Below are 18,810 nucleotides of genomic sequence, written 5' to 3' on the forward strand. Positions count from 1 at the left end.
GATGAAAAATTACCATAACAAAAAACATTATATTTACTTCATTGGTGATGAATTGCCCAAGCCAGAAGCTCATTTAGTGCAATCTACAAACGCTGCTAATGCCGCAGCTAACTTGGGTTATTCTACAGTTTTGGTATACCTTGATAAAAAAATAAATCCTAGTAAATTAGTGAATCTAGCGCGTCCTTTTCAACCGCAAAAAACACCAATAGAACTAATTAAATATTACAACCTCCATGACAAATTAAAAGTCTCGCCCTTGCCCATGCCTTGGCCCATTGACCATTTCCCCAGTAAATTCACAGATTCTAACACCATCGCCTGCAAATATTATTTACCATTTCATATACTTCCAACTACCAAACTTGTCCACAGCCGTAACTGGAATTTTGTCAAAGCTGCCATTAAAAATGGCATTCCGGCAATTTACGAACATCACCACCACGAAGAAAAACCATTTGACCCAGAAATTGTCAATAATCCCCTGTTACAAATTGCCGTTACAGTTGTAGAAACTATCCGCGAAAGCATGATTAGAAATGGGATGCCGCCAGAAAAAGTGATTAGGCTGCACAACGGTTTTAATCATTTATTTATGGAAAGACAACCAGAAAAAGCAGCAGAATGGCGTCAAAAATTATTACGAAATGACAATCAAAAATTGGTAGTTTATGCAGGAGCAATACAGCAATTTAAAGGTATTGATATATTAATTGATGTAGCTCAACAAATGCCAGAAGTGCAATTTGTTTGTGCAGGTGGTAAGCCAACAGAAGTAGAACATTATCAGCAATTAGCCAAAGAAAAACAAATTTACAACATTAAATTTTTGGGCTATATCTTACATCACGAATTAGCATCTTTGCTACAAGCAGCCGATGTTTTAGCTCATCCTCATTGTTCGGGACAAGCCGCAACTTTCACATCTCCCTTAAAATTATTTGACTATTTTGCCTCCGGAACTCCCATTGTCGCCACAGAAATTCCATCATTAACAGAATTTCAAAATACCCAAGCGATCGCTGCATGGTGCGAACCGGATAACCCCAACAAATTTGCCGAAAGTTTAAAGCAAGTTTTAGAAACTCATCCCCGAAAAATCGAAGGATATCCAGATAGTATCGAATTTGTCAAGCAATTTTCTTGGGAAAAGAGAGCAAAGAAAATTCTGAGTTACGTTGATGAATCTCTACGTCCTCCAATTATTGAATAAAGACAGGGAGACACGGAGACGCGGGGACGCGGAGAGAAGAAAAAGAAATGATAGTGATGAGGAAATCTAGAAATGGGAAATATTCGTTCATTTAAGGAGTTAAGAGTATGGAAAAATGCAATAAATGTAGCAATGACAATTTTTGAATTAACTAAAAGTTTTCCAATAGAAGAACGCTACTCACTCACAGATCAAATAAGACGTTCTTCTCGTTCTGTAGCAGCTAATATTTCTGAGTCTTGGCGAAAAAGAAGGTATCCAGCAGCATTTATCAGTAAGCTGAGTGATGCTGAAACCGAAGCTGCTGAAACTCAAACTTGGATTGAGATTGCCACCAGATGTGGTTATTTAAGCAAAGAGCAAGCTTTGGATTTAGACAGGCAATGTGAAGAATTACTTAGTCAAATAGTAGCTATGATTTCACACCCTGAACAATGGACAATTAACACCCATTCGTCTAAAACTTCATAATCTCTAATTTTATTTTCTTGCTCTCCGTGTCCCCGCGTCACCGTGTCCCCGCGTCTCAATTCTTCACTATCCAAATTATTAACATGAATATTACAGTAGGAATGATTAGCAGTTATCGAGGTTTAGAAACTAGAGCCGATTGGCTTTGGCAACAAACCCCGCATCACTTTGGAATTTGGGGCAACATGCAAATGCAGGCAATAGCACCCAAACCAGATTTTCTGCTCATGTATCAATTTGATTTTCCCCAACCAACGCCGCAACAATCTTGGGTAGATAAGTTACGCAAACGCCAGCAAAAATCAGTCGTCAATGTTGATTCTCTATTGCGTGGTGTGCCCAAAGAACGGATTATTTATTTACTCAGAGAACCGCCTTTAGATGAAGTTTTAGAAATCACTAAAAAGAATTATCAAGTAGCCGATAAATATTGCAGTTACATTTCTGGCCCTGATGATTTTGCCCCTACTCCCGATTATATGCCTGCTATTTGGTATCACTCAAACACATTTCAAGATTTGAATGAAATGCCACCTCCGCAAAAAGTTGCGCCATGTAGTTGGATTACTTCAGGAATTAACCGCACAGCCAACCATCGCCAACGTTTAGACTTTTTACAATCTCTACAATCTAGTGGCATAAAGTTTGATTTGTATGGGCGTAATTTACCACAATCGGCGAAAAAATCGGGGGAATTGGGTAATAAATGGTATGGGATGGCTCCATATTATTACAACTTAGCAATTGAAAACTATGCTGATAATAATTGGTATGTCAGTGAGAAACTTTGGGATAGTTTGCTTGCTTGGTGTTTGCCAATTTATTATGGCGGCCCGGCTGCGGATAAATTATTGCCACCGGGTAGTTTTTTAAGATTGCCTAGTTTAGATGAAAAAGGCATTGCTTATATCCAAGAAGTCACAGCAACACCCGATGCATGGTATCAGGCTAAAGATGCGATCGCTGAAGCACGTCAAATCATTTTACACAAATTAAATCTGCTTAACTGGTTGTCAGACTTTGTTGTTCAACACTCATAAATTATGAATGGTATCTGTACCCTAGCTAATGATTATGTTTTCGATCAACTAATAGCTTTACTCAACAGTATTGATGTAATTTTGGGTAAAGAAACTCCAGTTTGTATCTATCCTTTCGATGATAGAACACAGCGAATTGCCGAGGAAATAGTTAATCGGCCCAATGTATTTATTTACGATAACCAAGAATCAATCGAACGCTGGGATCAATTTATGTTCTCAGCAGCACCAGAACGATTAAATCGTAGTAAATTCCGCCTTTATGGCGCTCATCGTCGTTTTTGTGCCTTCGATGGCCCCTTCGATAAATTTATTTATTTAGATGCAGACACCTTGGTGATGAATTCACTTGATGCGGTGTTTGAAAAGTTAGATAACCATGATTTTGTGGTTTACGATTTTCAATTTAAAGACGTTAGTAAAATCTACAATGTTAAATCTCCTAAATTACTAGAAGTGTTTGCACAAAAGCGCATAGATACAGAAATATTTTGTTCTGGTTTTTACGGTTCAAAGCGGGGAATATTTGATACAGAACAAAGAAATTCACTGATATCTAATTTACAAAATGGTGAAGCAGAAATTTTATATGAAGGTGCTGGGGAACAACCACTGCTCAATTACATGGTAATGAGGTCTAAGCTTTCTACTTATAACTTTGCTCGCGAACTACCAGATAATCTCAAAACAGGATGTTCTGCCACTTCAAAACACTTTGAAGAACGAGAACATATTTTATATGACAAAGGCAATCCCCTAACTTACATTCATTATATTGGTATTCCTCCGAATCTCACCCAAGCGGTGTGTGCTGGAGAAAATATTGACTTTGCCTATCGAGATTTATTTCTACATTATCGTTATTTACACGAACCAGAAAAGCGCCCAGCATTTACAACTCCTCCGAAGAATTATAATGAAGCTCCCACACCAAATTTATTTACCAGAGCGTTACGAAAACTGAAGTTAATCAAGCAAGGATAATTTATGAGCAGGGGAATTTATATTGTTGCCAATGACAGAGTGATGGATAATGCCATCGCCTTACTCAATAGTATTCGTTACTATGACCCAGAAGTCACAATTTATCTCATACCTTTTAACGAAAATTATCACAAGGTAGCAGAGCAACTTGCAACCTTACACAACGTGCAAATTTTCCCAGATTTAGATTTCATTGATAAATTTACCCAACGCATTGGCGAAATTTTTGACCGAGATTTCCTCGCCTTACCAAATAAAATGCGTAAATTAGTGGCGTGGTTTGGCCCTTTAGATGAGTTTATTTATATCGATACTGATATTGTCGTTTTTGAAAAAATTGCTGACAATTTAGATAAACTTGCAGAAGTGGATTTCTTCTGTTGTGATTATCATTACGCCAATGACAAGTTACGAAATATTTTTTCGCCATTGGTAAAACAACAGCAAATTTTTTCAGATGCTCAACTAGAAGATGTTTTCAACAGCGGTTTTTGGGCTGCTAAAAAAGGAACAATTACCGAACAACAAATGGATGAAACTTTGCGCCAATGTGCAGCCCATCGCGAATATTTTGATTTTTCCGAAGGAGTTACAGACCAACCAATTTTAAATTATTTAGTTCTCAAACTCATTGCTAAACGTGGAAATCTCGTTAAAATTCCTGGGGGAGGCCCCGGTAGTTGGGCGGGTTCGCGAAATTTCCAACAGCAAGGCTACGCCCTCTATGACAGGGGACAACGACTAAAATATCTGCATTGGGCGGGGACACGCATTAAAGTCGGTAGTCCTTATTGGGAATTGTGGGAACACTATCGCTATCTTCACGAGGGTAAGTTTGCTTTTCTTCCAAAATTAACTCGCCGTTTATTTCCCTTTGTTGCTAGCCGCACTTAATATGAGGAGTACCCCAATGATTGATGGTATTTATACCCTAGCCAATGATGTAGTATATGACCAACTAATTGCTTTGCTCAACAGTATCGAAGCAAATGCTGGTAGAAAAATTCCTGTTTGCGTAATTCCATATAATAATCGGCTAGACAAAGTAAAAGCAGAGATAGCAACTAGGGATAATGTCACTTTATTTGAAGATGATGCTTCAATAGCTCGCTGGGAAGAATTTGGTACTCGTATTTGGAAAGCTCATCCCAGAGCATTAAAACTGTGGAGAGAATATGGTTTAGCAGAGAATTTTCGCATAGAAAGACATAGAAAACTTTGTTGTTTAGATGGCCCATTTGACAAGTTTATTTTCTTTGATGGCGATACTCTATTAATGAAACCACTAGATGATGTTTATGAAAAATTAGATAAATATGATTGGATAACAAACGACTTTCAATATAAATCAGATTTGAAGTATATTTTTGACTGGACAGAAGATAAATTACAACAAATTTTTCACCAAGAAAATATTAGCGGCCGCATTTTTTGTTCTGGTTGGTTTGCTTCTAAAAAACATATTTTTGATGATGCTACTTTAGCAAATTTTTTAACTAGTTTAGAAGCGGGTGAAGCCGATGCCCTAGCATGGGCAGATTCCGACCAAACAGTTCTTAATTATTTAGTTTTAAAAAGTGGAATTTCTTACTACAACTATGCCAATTATGAAGGCGCTACAGGTTGCCATTGGGCTTCTAAATTTAATGTTGTAGATAATATTCTTTACGCTGAGGAAACACCCATTACATATCTTCACTATATGAGTGTATCTTCATCAGATTTTACTCGCCTTTGTGCAGGAGAAGATGTTGATATTCCCTACCGCGACGTTTTCTTACACTATCGCTATTTAAAATCGCCTGAAAAACGCCCCCAAACCTTTACGCGCCCCAGCAAGTTAACGGTTCTGCAAAAATCTACCACCAGTTTTATTCAACAAAAAATCAACAATTTTAAGTTAAATTATCGCAATTTTAAAGATAAAATTACTAAATAGAGATGACTGTTGACTGATAAATGTGGAGTTAAGAGTTATTCTCCCTCATTTTTTTCTTCTTGAGCTATGGTTGTAACTGTGCGGTTCGTTCTCTTAAGGACTTCCAGAAAATAAATTATCCCAAATTATTTGTACATTTGTATGGGTTCGTAGTAAGGACTTTAGTGATTAAAAATCAAGGACTAAAGTCCTTACTACGAACATTTTTTTATTACAAAATTAATGGGACAGACTACTACATCACCCTTCAGCATCTAAATCTAGAGATTGCATTCCTCTACTTTGGGCAAAGTTGAGCATACTTCCCAACTGCAACCACACTAATAAACAGGTTAGCAAACTGATTGGTAAACCAACTCCTAACGCTAGCAAAGTGGGAAAACCAAATATTTCTAACCCTGAAGACATAAATAAACAAATACCAGCAGTGATGCCGAGAAATGGCACAAATAATTGTTTTAATGAGGAATTTGGCTTAGTATTTTCTGAGCGTTCCCTTGGCCATTTCTGTACAATTACTTTTAATGTTCCAGATAATGCAATACCAGAGGTTAAGGCAGCAAAAAAGCCTACAACTAACAGAAAATAAGGCGGTTGCAAGGGGAAATAGTACATGGAAACTCCTGGTTATAAAAAGAAGAATTCAAAATTGGTGAATTCAGGAATCAGAATGAATTAATGGGTGACTCAAACTCAGTTATTCTCTGATGTAGAAGTAAGTTACATCAGCGAGTGATAATACAGAAATCATTCTGAATTCTGAATTCTGACTCCTGAATTCTGAACCGGCTGGTTTCCGACAAAAGACCCAAGAAATGTCGCTTTTGGTAATATCGCAGCTGCACCTTCTCTGGATAATTCTGTCAAAATACCGATGGCTACATTGAATAAACGATTCGGTTTTAAGTCGTCTTTAACCAGGTTCCATAGGCGTTGGACTTCTTCGGTGTGCAGTCTGTCATCTTCGGTGAGAGCAATGACCAACTGTCGCCGCAGAAATTTGCCTTCTTCGGACATTAAATATTGCAATCCCATTTGGGCTGTGGGTACGACATCAAAATTACCATCGGTACGAGCGATCGCAATTAAATTTTCTAACCGCTCCCACTGGAATTTACCATCTTTAAATAGCACGTTCAATAGTCGTCGCCGCAATGCTGCTGATTCTCCTGTCAGCAATCGCCGTGCTATATATGGATAACCCACCTCAACAATTTTAAAATTCGGGTTGAGACTCAAGGCAATACCTTCCTGAGTCACCAAGGAACGAATAATTAAAGCAAACTTCGCCGGAACTCGGAAAGGATATTCATACATCAGTTCCGAAAATTCATCGGTGATGGTTTTGAAGTTAAAATCGCCGACGTTTTTACCGATGGCATTTCCCAACACTGCTTCTAATGCAGGTACAATTGGGCAAATGTTTGTGTCTGGCGTCAGGAAACCCAAGTTTACAAAGTCTTCGGCTAAATCGGTGTAGTCTTTATTCACCAAATGCACTAAGGCATCCACTAGGGTTTCTTTGGTGGTTTCTTCCAACTGATCCATCATGCCAAAGTCTATGTAAGCCATCCTACCATCGGGCATGGCAAACAAATTACCAGGATGGGGGTCTGCATGGAAGAAGCCATGTTCTAATAACTGTTGCAAACCTGAGGTGACGCCAATTTGAATGATGGCTTCTGGGTCTAAACCTGCTTCCCGGATGCGTTGGGTATCTGTTAGCTTGAAGCCGTTAATCCATTCCAGGGTTAAAACGTGGGTGTTGGTGTAACGCCAGTAAATGCTGGGAACTTTCACCTGGGGATCGTTGTGGAAATTACTAGCAAATTTTTCGGCGTTGCGACCTTCATTAATATAGTCAATTTCTTCAAATAACTTGGTGCCGAACTCGTCCACAATTAAAGTCAGGTCGTGACCGAGATTCAGAGGTAACCAAGGGGCTAGCCAACCCGCCGCCCAGCGCATCAAATATAAGTCGCGTGTCAGAACGGGGCGCAAGTTGGGGCGTTGCACTTTCACTGCCACTTCTTCCCCAGTGATCAAACGACCGCGATATACTTGACCCAAGCTAGCCGCAGCTACCGGCGTCGCTGACAGTTCGCTAAAACTTTCGTGAATTGGGCGGTCTAGTTCGGTTTCGATAATTTGATAAGCAATGGCATTATCGAACGGTGGTAACTGGTCTTGCAACTTCACCAGTTCTTCTAAAAAATCTTTGCGTATTAGGTCTGGTCTTGTAGAAAGGGCTTGACCAACTTTAATAAAAGTCGGCCCCAGATTTGTGAGGAGTTTTCGCAGCTCTACAGCTCGTTTTACTTTGTTTTGCTCTACTCGATCTCGCCATTCATCCAACTTAATATTTAGTATAAATCCTGCAAAAGACCAGAGAATTCTCACCAGTCGCCCCCAAGCTAGCCAGGGACGGTAACGGTAGTAGCGAGCGATCGCTTCTGGATTGTAGCCTTTTAGCTGAGCAGGTTGATACTGACCCACGGCTTTGTTTGCCTCTTCAACTGTTGAAATTTACACTTTTGCTGCCTTGTTTCCTGAACTGCAACTTAGTTGCACGTACAGGATAGGAATAGTCTTTTATCTAAAACAATCAGAACTTTACCCTTTTCGGATGCCGTTCGAGGCAAATTTCGCCTATATTACTGCTTAGATTTGTTTATCTTTTTCTTAATTATACTTTATAAAACTACAACTACTTGTGCATCTATCTGATGATTTTATATTTTCTTAATTATTATTCACAAATATATAAATCTTTAATCAGATATACAAATTCGAGAGCGATGGCAGCACTTAGTAACTTCCAGGTAAAAAAATATTCCATAGAAAACTGTTAACTGTTCCCGTTGACTGTTGACGGTTCACAGTCAACGCTTTAACCGGAATAATTGATTTTTTGGAGTTACCTTAGTAACTACATTTACTAATAGCTACAGATGACCACAGTATTATTACAGTGTCAACTTTTTTCATTTTAAAATTCAGGCAGCTTCAGCCAAGCTTTTAGCTTTCCCTGAATACTTTGGCGATGATGGTTTTCTAAAACACTCATCCACAGTGAAGTTGATAGCACAGCGCCACAAATAACTGCGGTAGTTACAATTACAGCCCATTCTGAAGTTATTCCTAACAGCAACAGACTTTTCTTTGCTAACCAAGACAAGCCCAAACAGCATACCAGCACAGTAGCCCATAAACCAACTACTTGACGTAAATAAATGCCAAAGTTGAGATACAAACGCACCATTGGTCTATAGACTCCATACCAATTGTTTGTTAGTATCTGTGCGAACATTGTCGCCATTGCTACTCCCAGTAAACCCAAAGGTTTAATCAAAATCCATGTAAATATTAAGTTCAAAACACCCGAAGTTAAAGACCAAGGAGCATACTTTTCATCCTCCGTGGCTCGCGAACTTGTGATTAAAATTACATGTTGAGTTTCTAAGGAGACGATAATACAAAAAATTACCAACACATCTAGACCAACAAAGTTACCCTTACCCAACCACAATTTGATAAAACCTCCACCCGCCACCAGCAAAAAAGCAACTCCCGCAGCTACAATGGACAATCCTATGCGTGCATTCCGTAAAGTCATTCGGTGAATATCTGCTAAATTTCCGGCTTGCCATGCTTGACTAATAAAAACTGCTGAAGAACCAGCAAAAGCAATACCAGCTTGAGAAATATTAGACATCAAATTATAAGTAGCTTGATAACTAGGAATAAATTGAGAACCCTTAAATAAAGCAATAAAATAAGTATCAGTACGTAAAATTAAAAATACTCCTAAATCAGTTAACCACCAGTATAAAGAAGGTTTAAACAGTGCTTTAGCATATTGAATATTCCAATTGCCTTGAAAAAGCAATAAATTCGGAAAACGCCAGCGAATAATTGTAATAAATATTAACCGCTGCATTAACCCAGCCACTACAGAAATTGTTGCCAATGCTAATAATCCACCTCCCAACATGACTGCAACCATGTTGCTAAATATAATTAAAAAATAGGTTAAGACCGCAATCAAACCATCCCAACCAACATATCCCATACCTGCTAGTAAGCAATCAAAGTAAGATAACCAAACTGCGATGGCATAACCAGCACACATCAATGTCCAAGACCAAAGCACTTGCTCTTGAGACACTTCATGTAACTCAATTTTACTGATTAAAGCATAACCAATAACCCAAGCTACAAAGAAAACAGCTACTGCTAACCATTGTAAAATTAACCGACCTGTAACTACTAAATCTCCAATATGTTGTTGAGTTTCATCTGTTAATTCTACTTCTGGATCGAAGCCGCTTTTTCCTTTTGCCAAAGCTATATGTCGTGTCAAAGTTGGCGTGATTCCTAAAGATAACAACCATAAAAAAGATTGGCTATTACCTAGTAAATACCATAGTCCTAATTCCTCTTTTCCCATAAATCGGAAGAGAGTCGGAGTCAAAACTAAGCCTGAGCAAATTATCGACACCCGACTTAGCCAAGAAACACTAACTGCAAAAGCAATTCGCCGAGAAATTGACATAATAATTAGGGATTGGGGAATCGGGAGTTGGGAGTTGGGAGTTGGGAGTTAGGAGTTAGGAGTTCTGAATTCTGAATTCTGAATCCTGAGTTCTGAATTCTCTTTTAATTAAATATTTTTAGAGTATATTTTTCCTGGTTGCAAAATCGTTTGCAAAATGATATTGCGGTAAGATAATGCAATAGTATCCCAGCTAAAACGTGAAGCATTTCTAACTGCTTTTTGCAGCCAATCTCCACTCAAGACTTTGGCAATGGCAGCAGCATAATTTTCTATATCTGTAACGTCGCATAAAATTCCGGCATCTCCAACCATATAGCGACGCATTTCATCGTCTGTGGTCACTATTGGTAAGCCACTAGCCATTGCTTCTAAATAAGAAAGGGCGCATGGTTCATTAATTGAAGGTAAAGTGAAGGCATTGACACTGCGATAAACTTTGGGCATTTGATTACTAGGAAAGATTTTGATGGCAAAGCGATCGCTTCCTAATAACCGATCGCCTAAGGATTGAAAGTATGCTCTATCTATGCCATCTCCACAAATAAGAAGACTAACTTTTGGTAACGAAGCTACAGCTTTGATTGCTAGTTCAACTCGCTTGTGACTGTGACGATTCAAAGAAGCTACACACAAAACTAAAGGTTTTTTTAAACCCAAGTCTAGATGTTCTCCTTGTGGTGTAAATCGGTTTGTATCTACACCGTTGGGAATAACGGTAGTAGGTTGAGAAGGTCGTAAATTTTGCACAAAATTAGCCATAGCTTCCGAAAAAACCACGAGATGATCGGGACAAAATCGCAAATTACGTGCAAGCAATCGCCCTTGGGCTAATAATCCAGTATGTTCGGTATAAATAAACGGCGTACCAATTAGACTACGGACAAAAGCTGCCACCGCTAAGCCTCCGTAATCGTTGCAGGGGAAAATTAAGTCAGCAGGGTGGGTGAGTAGTCGAAATGCACAAGGTAAAAAACTTGTCAAGTGTTCGATGGCAATATCAGAATGGGTAAAAAAACGTTTCAATAGGGAAGCGATCGCTAAATTATTCACAATCTGACGTGCCTTTGTGCGGTCAATACCACCAGCTGGATAGTAAAACTGACTACAGCGATCGCCCGCTAATAATTCCACATCAAAGTAGGTACTCAGGCGATCGGCGAGTTCTATAGCAAAAATCTCCGAGCCTCCACTCCAGTTAACTCCCGCACTCGGATGCACTAAAACCACTCGATAGGATCTTTGATGTCGTGCCGTCATTTGAGCATGATTATCAGTATCAATCGAGGGCTGAATCATAAAAAATTTATTCAGATACACAGTTATATCTACTCCCCACTCCTCAAATTCAGATTTGGCCGATCCCAATTCCAAGTAGCAACTGCAAACAAAGTCCACCAATAGAAAAAGAAGGTGGTGTGACTCCAAATATTCTCAGTAATCATACCGACAGCCACAGCTGCAAGAATAGCTAACAATACCCGACACAAATCTCGCTGAGGTTTAGTAGAAGAAGTGCGTTGAAGTAACTGAATTAAATATGTAGCTTGGATACCAAGAAACAGTAGGAAAGCTAAAAGCCCAAAAATTCCGCCTTCTACTAAAGCTCGGACATAATCATTGTGAGCGTAGTTATTGTAAATAGTTAAATAGTGACTAGTTGCTAGACCATAACCCAAAATCGGCGACTGCTCCCAAGCCTGTATGAGTAAAGACCACTGAGCAAGTCGCCAGTTAAAACTATTCCCGTCTCCATGTGACAACAAAATTGCCCGCGATATATCTAAATCTGGATTTAACAACGGTGTTTGAGTTAAAGAAGCGAGGCGTTGTTGTCCAAACTCAGTGCTAGCAAATAAAACTATAACTACTGCAAATAACAATGCTCCACCAATCAAATTAATCAGATTCAATCTTGGTGCAATCAAAACCAAAATCAGAATACCCAGCATGATCAAGCTAAACAAAGTTTTAGTACTCACATAGAAAAAGCCGAGTACAACAAGCAGTATTATCCAAGGCCAACGACGCTGGGACTGATTTAGTTTCCAATAAGTCAAACCTATGAACAGCAACAAAAAAGTTGCAAAGGTATTAGCTAGACCAAGTGTGCCATTAATTCGGGAAATTTCCCCAGTGATTGGATCTTTGGTAGCTTGCAGTACCCCTGGTAGCATGGAAGCGGGAACAAGCATCTGTATTGTTGCTGCTGTCAAGGGTAAGATGAGAGCGAAAAATAATGTAGAAATAATCTTTTGTGGATGAAGTCGGTTTTGCAGTTGCATTACTAGCAAATAGACCATTAGCGAAGAAAAAAGACGCACCCACTCGCGGATACTATTTAAGAAAGCACCAGCATCTAGATCCTGTTCTCCTAAAGGTATGAGTATGACTCCCAAACCTTGGAGAACTACCCAACCTGCAAAAAACCACCAAAACTTATCAGTACGTACTACCCGGCCAGTTAGTAATGTCACTGTCACATAAAGTAAAGTCAGGACATCCACACCAATGGCGAATAAAGAGGGAATTTGTCGAGCAGAAAAAGGATCGAGGGCACTACGCAAGATTAATAATCCGAGTACAGTTTGCTCGAAGCTGGCAAAGAACGAGAAAACTACCGCGATCGCTCCCACTATCAACGCCAGATAAACAGGCATAAATGCTGTAAGTAACCCAATTACCAAACCTGCCAACCCAATCTTTAGTATCCAGGAGCGTTCACTGGCGAACATCTTCATAAATTTCACGAAATACCTGATACAGATATAGATATAGGTAGGGGCATACAGCTGTACGCCCCTACAGCCGATTTACTTCTGACTCCTGAATTCTGAATTCTGAATTCTGACTCCTGAATTCTGACTCCTGAATTCTGAATTCTGAATTCTGAATTCTGACTCCTATTGCATATCATCACTTCGACCTCGAACCGTTTCCAGAATTGACGGTATCCCTTGGGGGAGTTGAATGGATCGCAGGACGGGATAAATAACGGTAAGACTTTTCAGTTTGAACTGCCATACCATTAACTACTACTCCGAGAATTGGTATTCGATTTTGTGTAAATTCTGATACTGCTTTTTTCAGGAAATCTTTGAGAGTAAAACTAGGACGTGTAATCAGCACAACACCATTGGTATAGCGACCCAAGGTAGCTGCATCAGCACTGATACTTAATGGTGGAGTATCTATAATTACGAAATCATAATTTTCTGTAGCATCTGCTATCAACGACTTCATGGCCTCAGACTCTAGTAGCTGGGAGGGTCTTGGGTGTAGTTCGCCGGCAGTCAGCACCGAAAGGTTTTCAATATCTCCAAGTTGCACGGCATTTAATAGCGATCGCTCTTTGGTGATGGCTTCGCTAAGTCCGGGTTTAGCTGGTAAGTTAAACAGCTTGTGCTGCATCGGACGATGTAAGTCGGCATCTATAATCAACGTTCGTCGAGATAACATTGCACAAACAGCTGCTAAGTGGGAAACAACTACTGATTTCCCTTCTCCAGATTTAGTACTACTAATGACAATGCTCCGCAATTTCTGAGAACTGCGAAACTCTAGAGTCTTAAGCAACATCCGATAAGGTTCTACCAAAGCAATATCGTCTAAAAATCCTTCTGCTGCTTGGAGATTCAAAGCTTTGTGAGGTAGAGATGGTAATGTTCCCAACATGGGAATTTTTGTTAGTATTTCCTCGGCTTCGGAAGTATCGTGTATGGTGTTATCGGTGGCTTCTAAAAGTAATACCACACCAACAGCTAAGACACCCCCCACCACAGTAGCCAGGGCCAATACCAAAGGAGGTTTGGGGAAGCTGGGAGAAGTTGGTGGTTTAGCCTCTTCGATAATTCGCATATTGCCAACTAATTGGGCTTCAGCAATTCGCGCTTCTTCGAGTTTGCTTTGCAACAACTTTAAAGATGCTGCTGCTTCTTCTCGTTGGCGCATCAGTACAGTTAGAGGTTGTTGTTGAATTGGTAGTTGTGCTAAACGAGCTTGGAGATTAGCTTTTAAAGACTGAACAACTTTGAGCTTATTTTCCAATGCCAAACTTTCAATTTCATTGCTAATTAGATCAGAAGTGAGATCCTGACTTAGAGGATCGGATGCTACGTGATTTTGAGAAATAGCTCGATTTCCAGAGGTCAGACTAGCTAATTGGCGATTGTACAAAGCATTGAGGGCTTGTTGTTGTTGCAGCAGCAATATCAAACTTGGATGGTTATCTGTGAACCGCAGACGCACAGTAGCTATCTGGGTTTGCAAATCTGCTAATTGAGTGCGTAGTTTCTGGAGTTGCTCGTCTTGACCACCGCGTATGGATGCATAAGCATTGCCAAGGCTTTGAGTAGTAGTAATTTCTCGTAGGGATGCATCACGCGATCGCCTTTCTTGGAGTTGGGTAAATAAAGTCCTCTCCTGGTCTTCTAAAGTAGCTAAACTATCAACTAAACTTTTGCTTTGGTCAGCAAAAGAAATCAAACCAGTAGCTTGTTTATATTTGTTTTCCGCAGCCTCCGCTTGTTCCAGCCGCCCACGAGCCACAGGAACCTCTTTTTCCAAGAATTTCCTGACATTTGCAGCTTCTTTGCGAATTTGTTCGGCACTTTCCTCAACCATTGTTTGAGAAACAGCATTCACGAGGTTAGCAGCCAGAATCGGGTTTTGGGTTTGATAGCTAATAACCAAGATATTCGTCGCTGGGACAATTTTGACTCGCAAACCTTTACTGAATTTCTTAGTTGTCAACTTGCTTTTGCTTTGAGAAACAGGAAAAACCTTAGCCAGCGATCGCTCTAAAATAGGTACTGATTTGACTAATTCTGCCTGTTCCGCCAACGGACTAGGCCCACCAGGTACACCCGCAGGTACTTGTGTGAGGTCGCGCCCCAACTCAGAAACACTCACCCGTTTATCATCCAATATCAATTTTGCTGATGCTCGATACAAACTTGGAGCAAAAACTAAGTAGGCTACTGCTCCCCCAATCACAGCAACAAACGTCGCCAAAGCCGGCCAACTCCGCCGCTTCAAAACCATTACTAAAGACGAAATACTTTTCTCCATTACATATACCTTTGTGTAATTGGGCAAACGAGGAGTGTTGATTGTTGATTGTTGACTGTTGACTGTTGACTGTTGACTGGTGACTGATGACTGTTGACTGATGACTGATGACTGTTGACTGGTGACTGATGACTGTTGACTGATGACTGATGACTGTTGACTGTTGACTGATGACTGTTGACTGGTGACTGATGACTGATGACTGATGACTGAAGAGTTATTATTCTCCCCATCTCCCCATCCCCCCATACTTCTCTGCGAGAAGCTGCGCCAACGGCTCCGCTCAGTACAAGTCTCCCCATACTTCTCTGCGAGAGGCTGCGCCAACGGCTCCGCTCAGTACAAGTCTCCCCATCTCCCTCATCTCCCCATCTCCGATACCCCCACCGGCTCAGGCAAATTCAAAATTGTTTTGTACAGTTTTAAGGTTTCGGAAGTAATGCGATCCCAACCATAGTTCAGCTGGACGTGTCTTTGGGCATTTTTAGCCATTAGTGCCATTTCTGGCACATGATTAATCGCCCAGTCTAGTGAATCTACACAAGATTCTAGGTTTCCAGCTCTAAAAAGTATCCCCCGATTATCATTAATCAATTGCTGGTGGGGTGGAATGTTACTGGCTAAAACTGGTATGCCTTCTCGCATTGCTTCTAACATTGCCAAAGGAAGTCCCTCTACATCAGAAGGAAGGACGAATAACCCGGCCCCACGGACAATTTCCCAAAGGCGACTTCTTTGGAGTTCTCCTGCAAATACGATATCTGGGTGATTGGCAACTTTTTCGAGAAGTTTGGCACTAAAGGATCTGGTATCGCTGACACCTCCAGCCAAAACCAGTTTCCATCCAGTTGGTTTCAATGCACAAAAAGCGTCGATGAGCAAGTCAGGACGCTTTTCTGGTACGAGTCTGCCTAAAAAAAGAATGTAGCGCCCTGGTGTCAAACCCAAAGAGGTGGCGTAGGGAAATTTGGGGTCTGAAGTACCGTAGCTGGCGGGAGCGCTGGGGATATAGACTGTCTCTCGGTTGTAAGTTTCCAAAAAGTAGGATTTGAGGTCTTTTGACACCACAATTAGCCCTTGGGCAAAACGCACAGCTGCTTTTTCCCCTAGAAGAATTAGCTTACTAGACAAATTACCCCACTTGGCGCGTTGCCAATCTAAGCCATGACAGGTTACTACAACCTTTGTGGAGTTAGCTATTCTGGGTAAACAACTAAATAGAGATGGGCCTAGAGCTTGAAAATGAACAATATCATATTGCTGAGTAGATGCAGCGATCGCTCCTAGTGCCGAGGTCATAAAAGCATCAACCCCACGCAAACCCCAACTGGGTAAGGAAATGACTCGAACACCCCAAAAATCATAATAATCAAACCAAGGATAATTGATATTAGAGGAGCGAGCGAATAAATCAACACAATGTCCTTGTTCGATGATGCGAGGATATACTTCTGCACAATAATGCTCAATTCCCCCTTGTTTGGGAGGTAAACCTTTCACACCAATGACGGCTATTTTCATGTCTTGCTAGTTATTTTCTGAAAAATGTTTGTTTAAGCCATAACAATTTGAAAAATCATTGCAATGTGTTGCAATATATGGATTGCTAAAACCCAAATACACCAAGGCGATCCTCAATCCAAAATCCAAAATCACATCATCAGCCAACTCCATGTTCTGCTAACTTCCAACGACTTAGCATTTTGCTGTAGACATCCTCGATAACAGTGCGAGCGCTATAAGGTTGTGCTGTCGCCACACAAGATGCAGTTGCATAATTCTCAGGATGTAGTATTACTTGCCGTAAGGCATCCGCCACACACTCTGGTGTACGCTGTTTACAAACAACACCATTGTCAGCAGCTAATAATTTTGGGGTTTCACCACATATAGTGGTAACTACTGGTGTCCCGCTAGCCAGCGCTTCTAAAACTACCAAGGGTAGACCTTCATAAGCGCTACATAGGACAAAAACATCGCATATCCGATGTAATTTTGCCAGTTCTTCCATATCAATTGCCCCCAACATTGTCACCCGGTCAGATAATCCCAATCGAGCAATTTCGCCACGTATTTCTGTTGCTAACTCTCCATCACCTGCTATTAGTAAATGAGTCTGCGGTTGATTTAAAACAGCAAAACCACGGACTAATAGTAGCGGATCTTTTTGGGGATGCAGACGACCTGCAAATAGAATAAAACGTGTTTCTTCATGTAAATTCAATTTGATAGCTAATTGGCGACGTTCGGCTTGTCGTTGTAAATGACTTAAAGGATAAAAAATTTCATCATCAAAGGAATTTTTGATGTATGCAACGCGATTTAGCAAGTCAGGATAACGCTGTTGATAAAATTCAATTGCATCACTATTGCATGAAAGAATTTGGCTAAATTTGCGGATTAACACACTTTCTAATGCGAAATATGCTGCGGGAAATCTTCGCCAGAGAATCGCCTTTTTTTCATCCACAGTTTGCATTTGCGTATGAATATCATTATGGATGAACAAAGTTTTTTCTCCCTGCCAATTCCAAGCAGCCAAGCTTGGTTCTAGACGATGAAAGTGCATAAAATCTGAGGACAAACAACGTCCTAAAAGAGCGGCTGTATACTTGAGTGTGGTGGGAATCAGGCTTCTAACATTATCATTTTTCAAGGAAAATAAAGGTAAAAAACTAATTTCTCGACCTGCGATTTCTGCTGTTTGCCACTTTGGATGAAGCTGAAATTTTTCGTCTCCTGTTCCTACAAGCCGTACCTCAAATTCTGTGGGTGCGTATTTGAGAAAAGTTTTGATTAACGTCTGAATTCCTCCAATACTACTGTTCCAAGGATTAAATTGATAAAAAATTGTCAGAACTGGTTTACGCATGAAGTTAACCCAACACAACTTGCATGTAAACATCCAGATATATTTACATCTTTAAACATGTGAATTAGAGCAGCAAAATAGCTGTCAAATCTTTGTACAATAACCTTTATCAGCTGATACCTACAGATGATTGAACCTCTCCAAAAATCAGATTTGTCAGAGGTTTAACTTAACCCAATCGACTATTGGGGTTGTCGAAAAGAATTTGTAGTCAGGTATTGCACCTTTCACAGCCAAAAAAGCTAATTTATCGAGAATTTTCTCAATAGAGTATCTTAATTGACACTACATGTGCATTTTGAATTTACGAATTATTTCTAAGTAAACCTTTTAGTTTTGATTCGTCAAATTCACATTCAACAAAGACAAGAGGTAATCTTTGTTTTATCTACATTAGAACTTTATTACCTCTTCAATTTGTTGTATTCCTAAAGATAGATACTTTAGCTGGAAAATAAAATTGTATCGATAATCACTTGTGAATGGAAATGTTGACTCTTGACTGAAATGTTTTTATGCGATAGTTCCTGTGAACGTCTAGCTAGAAAACATTGGTTGCAAATTGGAAAGAATATTTACTGAGTATAATTATGTGATTTTTGATACTATTTTTGATTTTAAAAAGAAAGTAGATAATAGCTATAGATGCAATAAATCTAAAATCCA

At 39.9% G+C, this 18,810-nt stretch carries 14 protein-coding genes; 6 read left to right on the forward strand and 8 right to left on the reverse strand.

Translation table 11 applies throughout. The features are described from left to right. Nucleotide 1: 1 nt before the first annotated feature. The 6 genes from GNE10_RS02885 (at nt 2) to GNE10_RS02910 (ending at nt 5,647) form a co-directional block, all read left to right on the forward strand. Entirely contained in the window at nt 2-1,213 is a 1,212-nt protein-coding gene (locus tag GNE10_RS02885; protein ID WP_185563586.1) for a glycosyltransferase family 4 protein, read from the forward strand. A 72-nt stretch (nt 1,214-1,285) separates the two neighbouring features. Continuing rightward, the gene (locus tag GNE10_RS02890) at nt 1,286-1,684 is read left to right on the forward strand and encodes a four helix bundle protein (RefSeq protein ID WP_185563566.1); all 399 of its coding nucleotides are present in this window, start codon (nt 1,286-1,288) and stop codon (nt 1,682-1,684) included. Between the two features lie 83 nt (nt 1,685-1,767). Next, on the forward strand, nt 1,768-2,724 hold the full coding sequence (locus GNE10_RS02895; protein WP_185563567.1) for a glycosyltransferase family 10 domain-containing protein: 957 nt from the start codon (nt 1,768-1,770) through the stop codon (nt 2,722-2,724). 3 nt (nt 2,725-2,727) lie between these two features. After that, the gene (locus GNE10_RS02900) at nt 2,728-3,708 is read left to right on the forward strand and encodes an Npun_R2821/Npun_R2822 family protein (RefSeq protein WP_185563568.1); all 981 of its coding nucleotides are present in this window, start codon (nt 2,728-2,730) and stop codon (nt 3,706-3,708) included. A gap of 3 nt (nt 3,709-3,711) precedes the next feature. Continuing rightward, nucleotides 3,712-4,602, forward strand: coding sequence for an Npun_R2821/Npun_R2822 family protein (locus tag GNE10_RS02905; protein WP_185563569.1), 891 nt, complete (start codon nt 3,712-3,714; stop codon nt 4,600-4,602). A gap of 16 nt (nt 4,603-4,618) precedes the next feature. Next, nucleotides 4,619-5,647, forward strand: coding sequence for an Npun_R2821/Npun_R2822 family protein (locus GNE10_RS02910; RefSeq protein WP_185563570.1), 1,029 nt, complete (start codon nt 4,619-4,621; stop codon nt 5,645-5,647). 240 nt (nt 5,648-5,887) lie between these two features. On the opposite strand, the gene GNE10_RS02915 is transcribed toward GNE10_RS02910, so the two are convergent. From GNE10_RS02915 to GNE10_RS02950, 8 genes are all read right to left on the reverse strand, one after another. Next, a complete protein-coding gene (locus GNE10_RS02915; protein WP_185563571.1) occupies nt 5,888-6,262 on the reverse strand; it encodes a hypothetical protein in 375 nt (124 codons plus the stop codon). Nucleotides 6,263-6,394: 132 nt separating this feature from the next. Beyond that, nucleotides 6,395-8,143 (reverse strand): AarF/ABC1/UbiB kinase family protein, encoded by a 1,749-nt coding sequence (locus tag GNE10_RS02920; protein WP_185563572.1) that lies wholly within the window; start codon nt 8,141-8,143, stop codon nt 6,395-6,397. A 493-nt stretch (nt 8,144-8,636) separates the two neighbouring features. Next, the gene (locus tag GNE10_RS02925) at nt 8,637-10,202 is read right to left on the reverse strand and encodes a lipopolysaccharide biosynthesis protein (RefSeq protein WP_185563573.1); all 1,566 of its coding nucleotides are present in this window, start codon (nt 10,200-10,202) and stop codon (nt 8,637-8,639) included. Between the two features lie 108 nt (nt 10,203-10,310). Continuing rightward, on the reverse strand, nt 10,311-11,501 hold the full coding sequence (locus GNE10_RS02930) for a glycosyltransferase (protein WP_185563574.1): 1,191 nt from the start codon (nt 11,499-11,501) through the stop codon (nt 10,311-10,313). Nucleotides 11,502-11,530: 29 nt separating this feature from the next. Then, complete coding sequence (locus GNE10_RS02935; RefSeq protein ID WP_185563575.1) at nt 11,531-12,937, reverse strand: O-antigen ligase; 1,407 nt, start codon at nt 12,935-12,937, stop codon at nt 11,531-11,533. 181 nt (nt 12,938-13,118) lie between these two features. Further along, nucleotides 13,119-15,272, reverse strand: coding sequence for a GumC family protein (locus tag GNE10_RS02940; protein WP_185563587.1), 2,154 nt, complete (start codon nt 15,270-15,272; stop codon nt 13,119-13,121). A gap of 360 nt (nt 15,273-15,632) precedes the next feature. Then, entirely contained in the window at nt 15,633-16,793 is a 1,161-nt protein-coding gene (locus tag GNE10_RS02945) for a glycosyltransferase family 4 protein (protein WP_099071732.1), read from the reverse strand. Nucleotides 16,794-16,932: 139 nt separating this feature from the next. Further along, complete coding sequence (locus tag GNE10_RS02950; RefSeq protein ID WP_185563576.1) at nt 16,933-18,144, reverse strand: glycosyltransferase; 1,212 nt, start codon at nt 18,142-18,144, stop codon at nt 16,933-16,935. Nucleotides 18,145-18,810 lie beyond the last annotated feature (666 nt).

Source organism: Nostoc sp. 2RC, from assembly GCF_014222165.1.
GTDB lineage: Bacteria > Cyanobacteriota > Cyanobacteriia > Cyanobacteriales > Nostocaceae > Nostoc > Nostoc linckia.

Coding starts and splice junctions, on each gene's coding strand:
- GNE10_RS02950 (WP_185563576.1), bottom strand. CDS start 18,144: ATGCGTAAACCAGTTCTGACAATTTTTTATCAATTTAATCCTTGGAAC.
- GNE10_RS02940 (WP_185563587.1), bottom strand. CDS start 15,272: ATGGAGAAAAGTATTTCGTCTTTAGTAATGGTTTTGAAGCGGCGGAGT.
- GNE10_RS02915 (WP_185563571.1), bottom strand. CDS start 6,262: ATGTACTATTTCCCCTTGCAACCGCCTTATTTTCTGTTAGTTGTAGGC.
- GNE10_RS02925 (WP_185563573.1), bottom strand. CDS start 10,202: ATGTCAATTTCTCGGCGAATTGCTTTTGCAGTTAGTGTTTCTTGGCTA.
- GNE10_RS02930 (WP_185563574.1), bottom strand. CDS start 11,501: ATGATTCAGCCCTCGATTGATACTGATAATCATGCTCAAATGACGGCA.
- GNE10_RS02905 (WP_185563569.1), top strand. CDS start 3,712: ATGAGCAGGGGAATTTATATTGTTGCCAATGACAGAGTGATGGATAAT.
- GNE10_RS02935 (WP_185563575.1), bottom strand. CDS start 12,937: ATGTTCGCCAGTGAACGCTCCTGGATACTAAAGATTGGGTTGGCAGGT.
- GNE10_RS02945 (WP_099071732.1), bottom strand. CDS start 16,793: ATGAAAATAGCCGTCATTGGTGTGAAAGGTTTACCTCCCAAACAAGGG.
- GNE10_RS02895 (WP_185563567.1), top strand. CDS start 1,768: ATGAATATTACAGTAGGAATGATTAGCAGTTATCGAGGTTTAGAAACT.
- GNE10_RS02890 (WP_185563566.1), top strand. CDS start 1,286: ATGGGAAATATTCGTTCATTTAAGGAGTTAAGAGTATGGAAAAATGCA.
- GNE10_RS02900 (WP_185563568.1), top strand. CDS start 2,728: ATGAATGGTATCTGTACCCTAGCTAATGATTATGTTTTCGATCAACTA.
- GNE10_RS02910 (WP_185563570.1), top strand. CDS start 4,619: ATGATTGATGGTATTTATACCCTAGCCAATGATGTAGTATATGACCAA.
- GNE10_RS02885 (WP_185563586.1), top strand. CDS start 2: ATGAAAAATTACCATAACAAAAAACATTATATTTACTTCATTGGTGAT.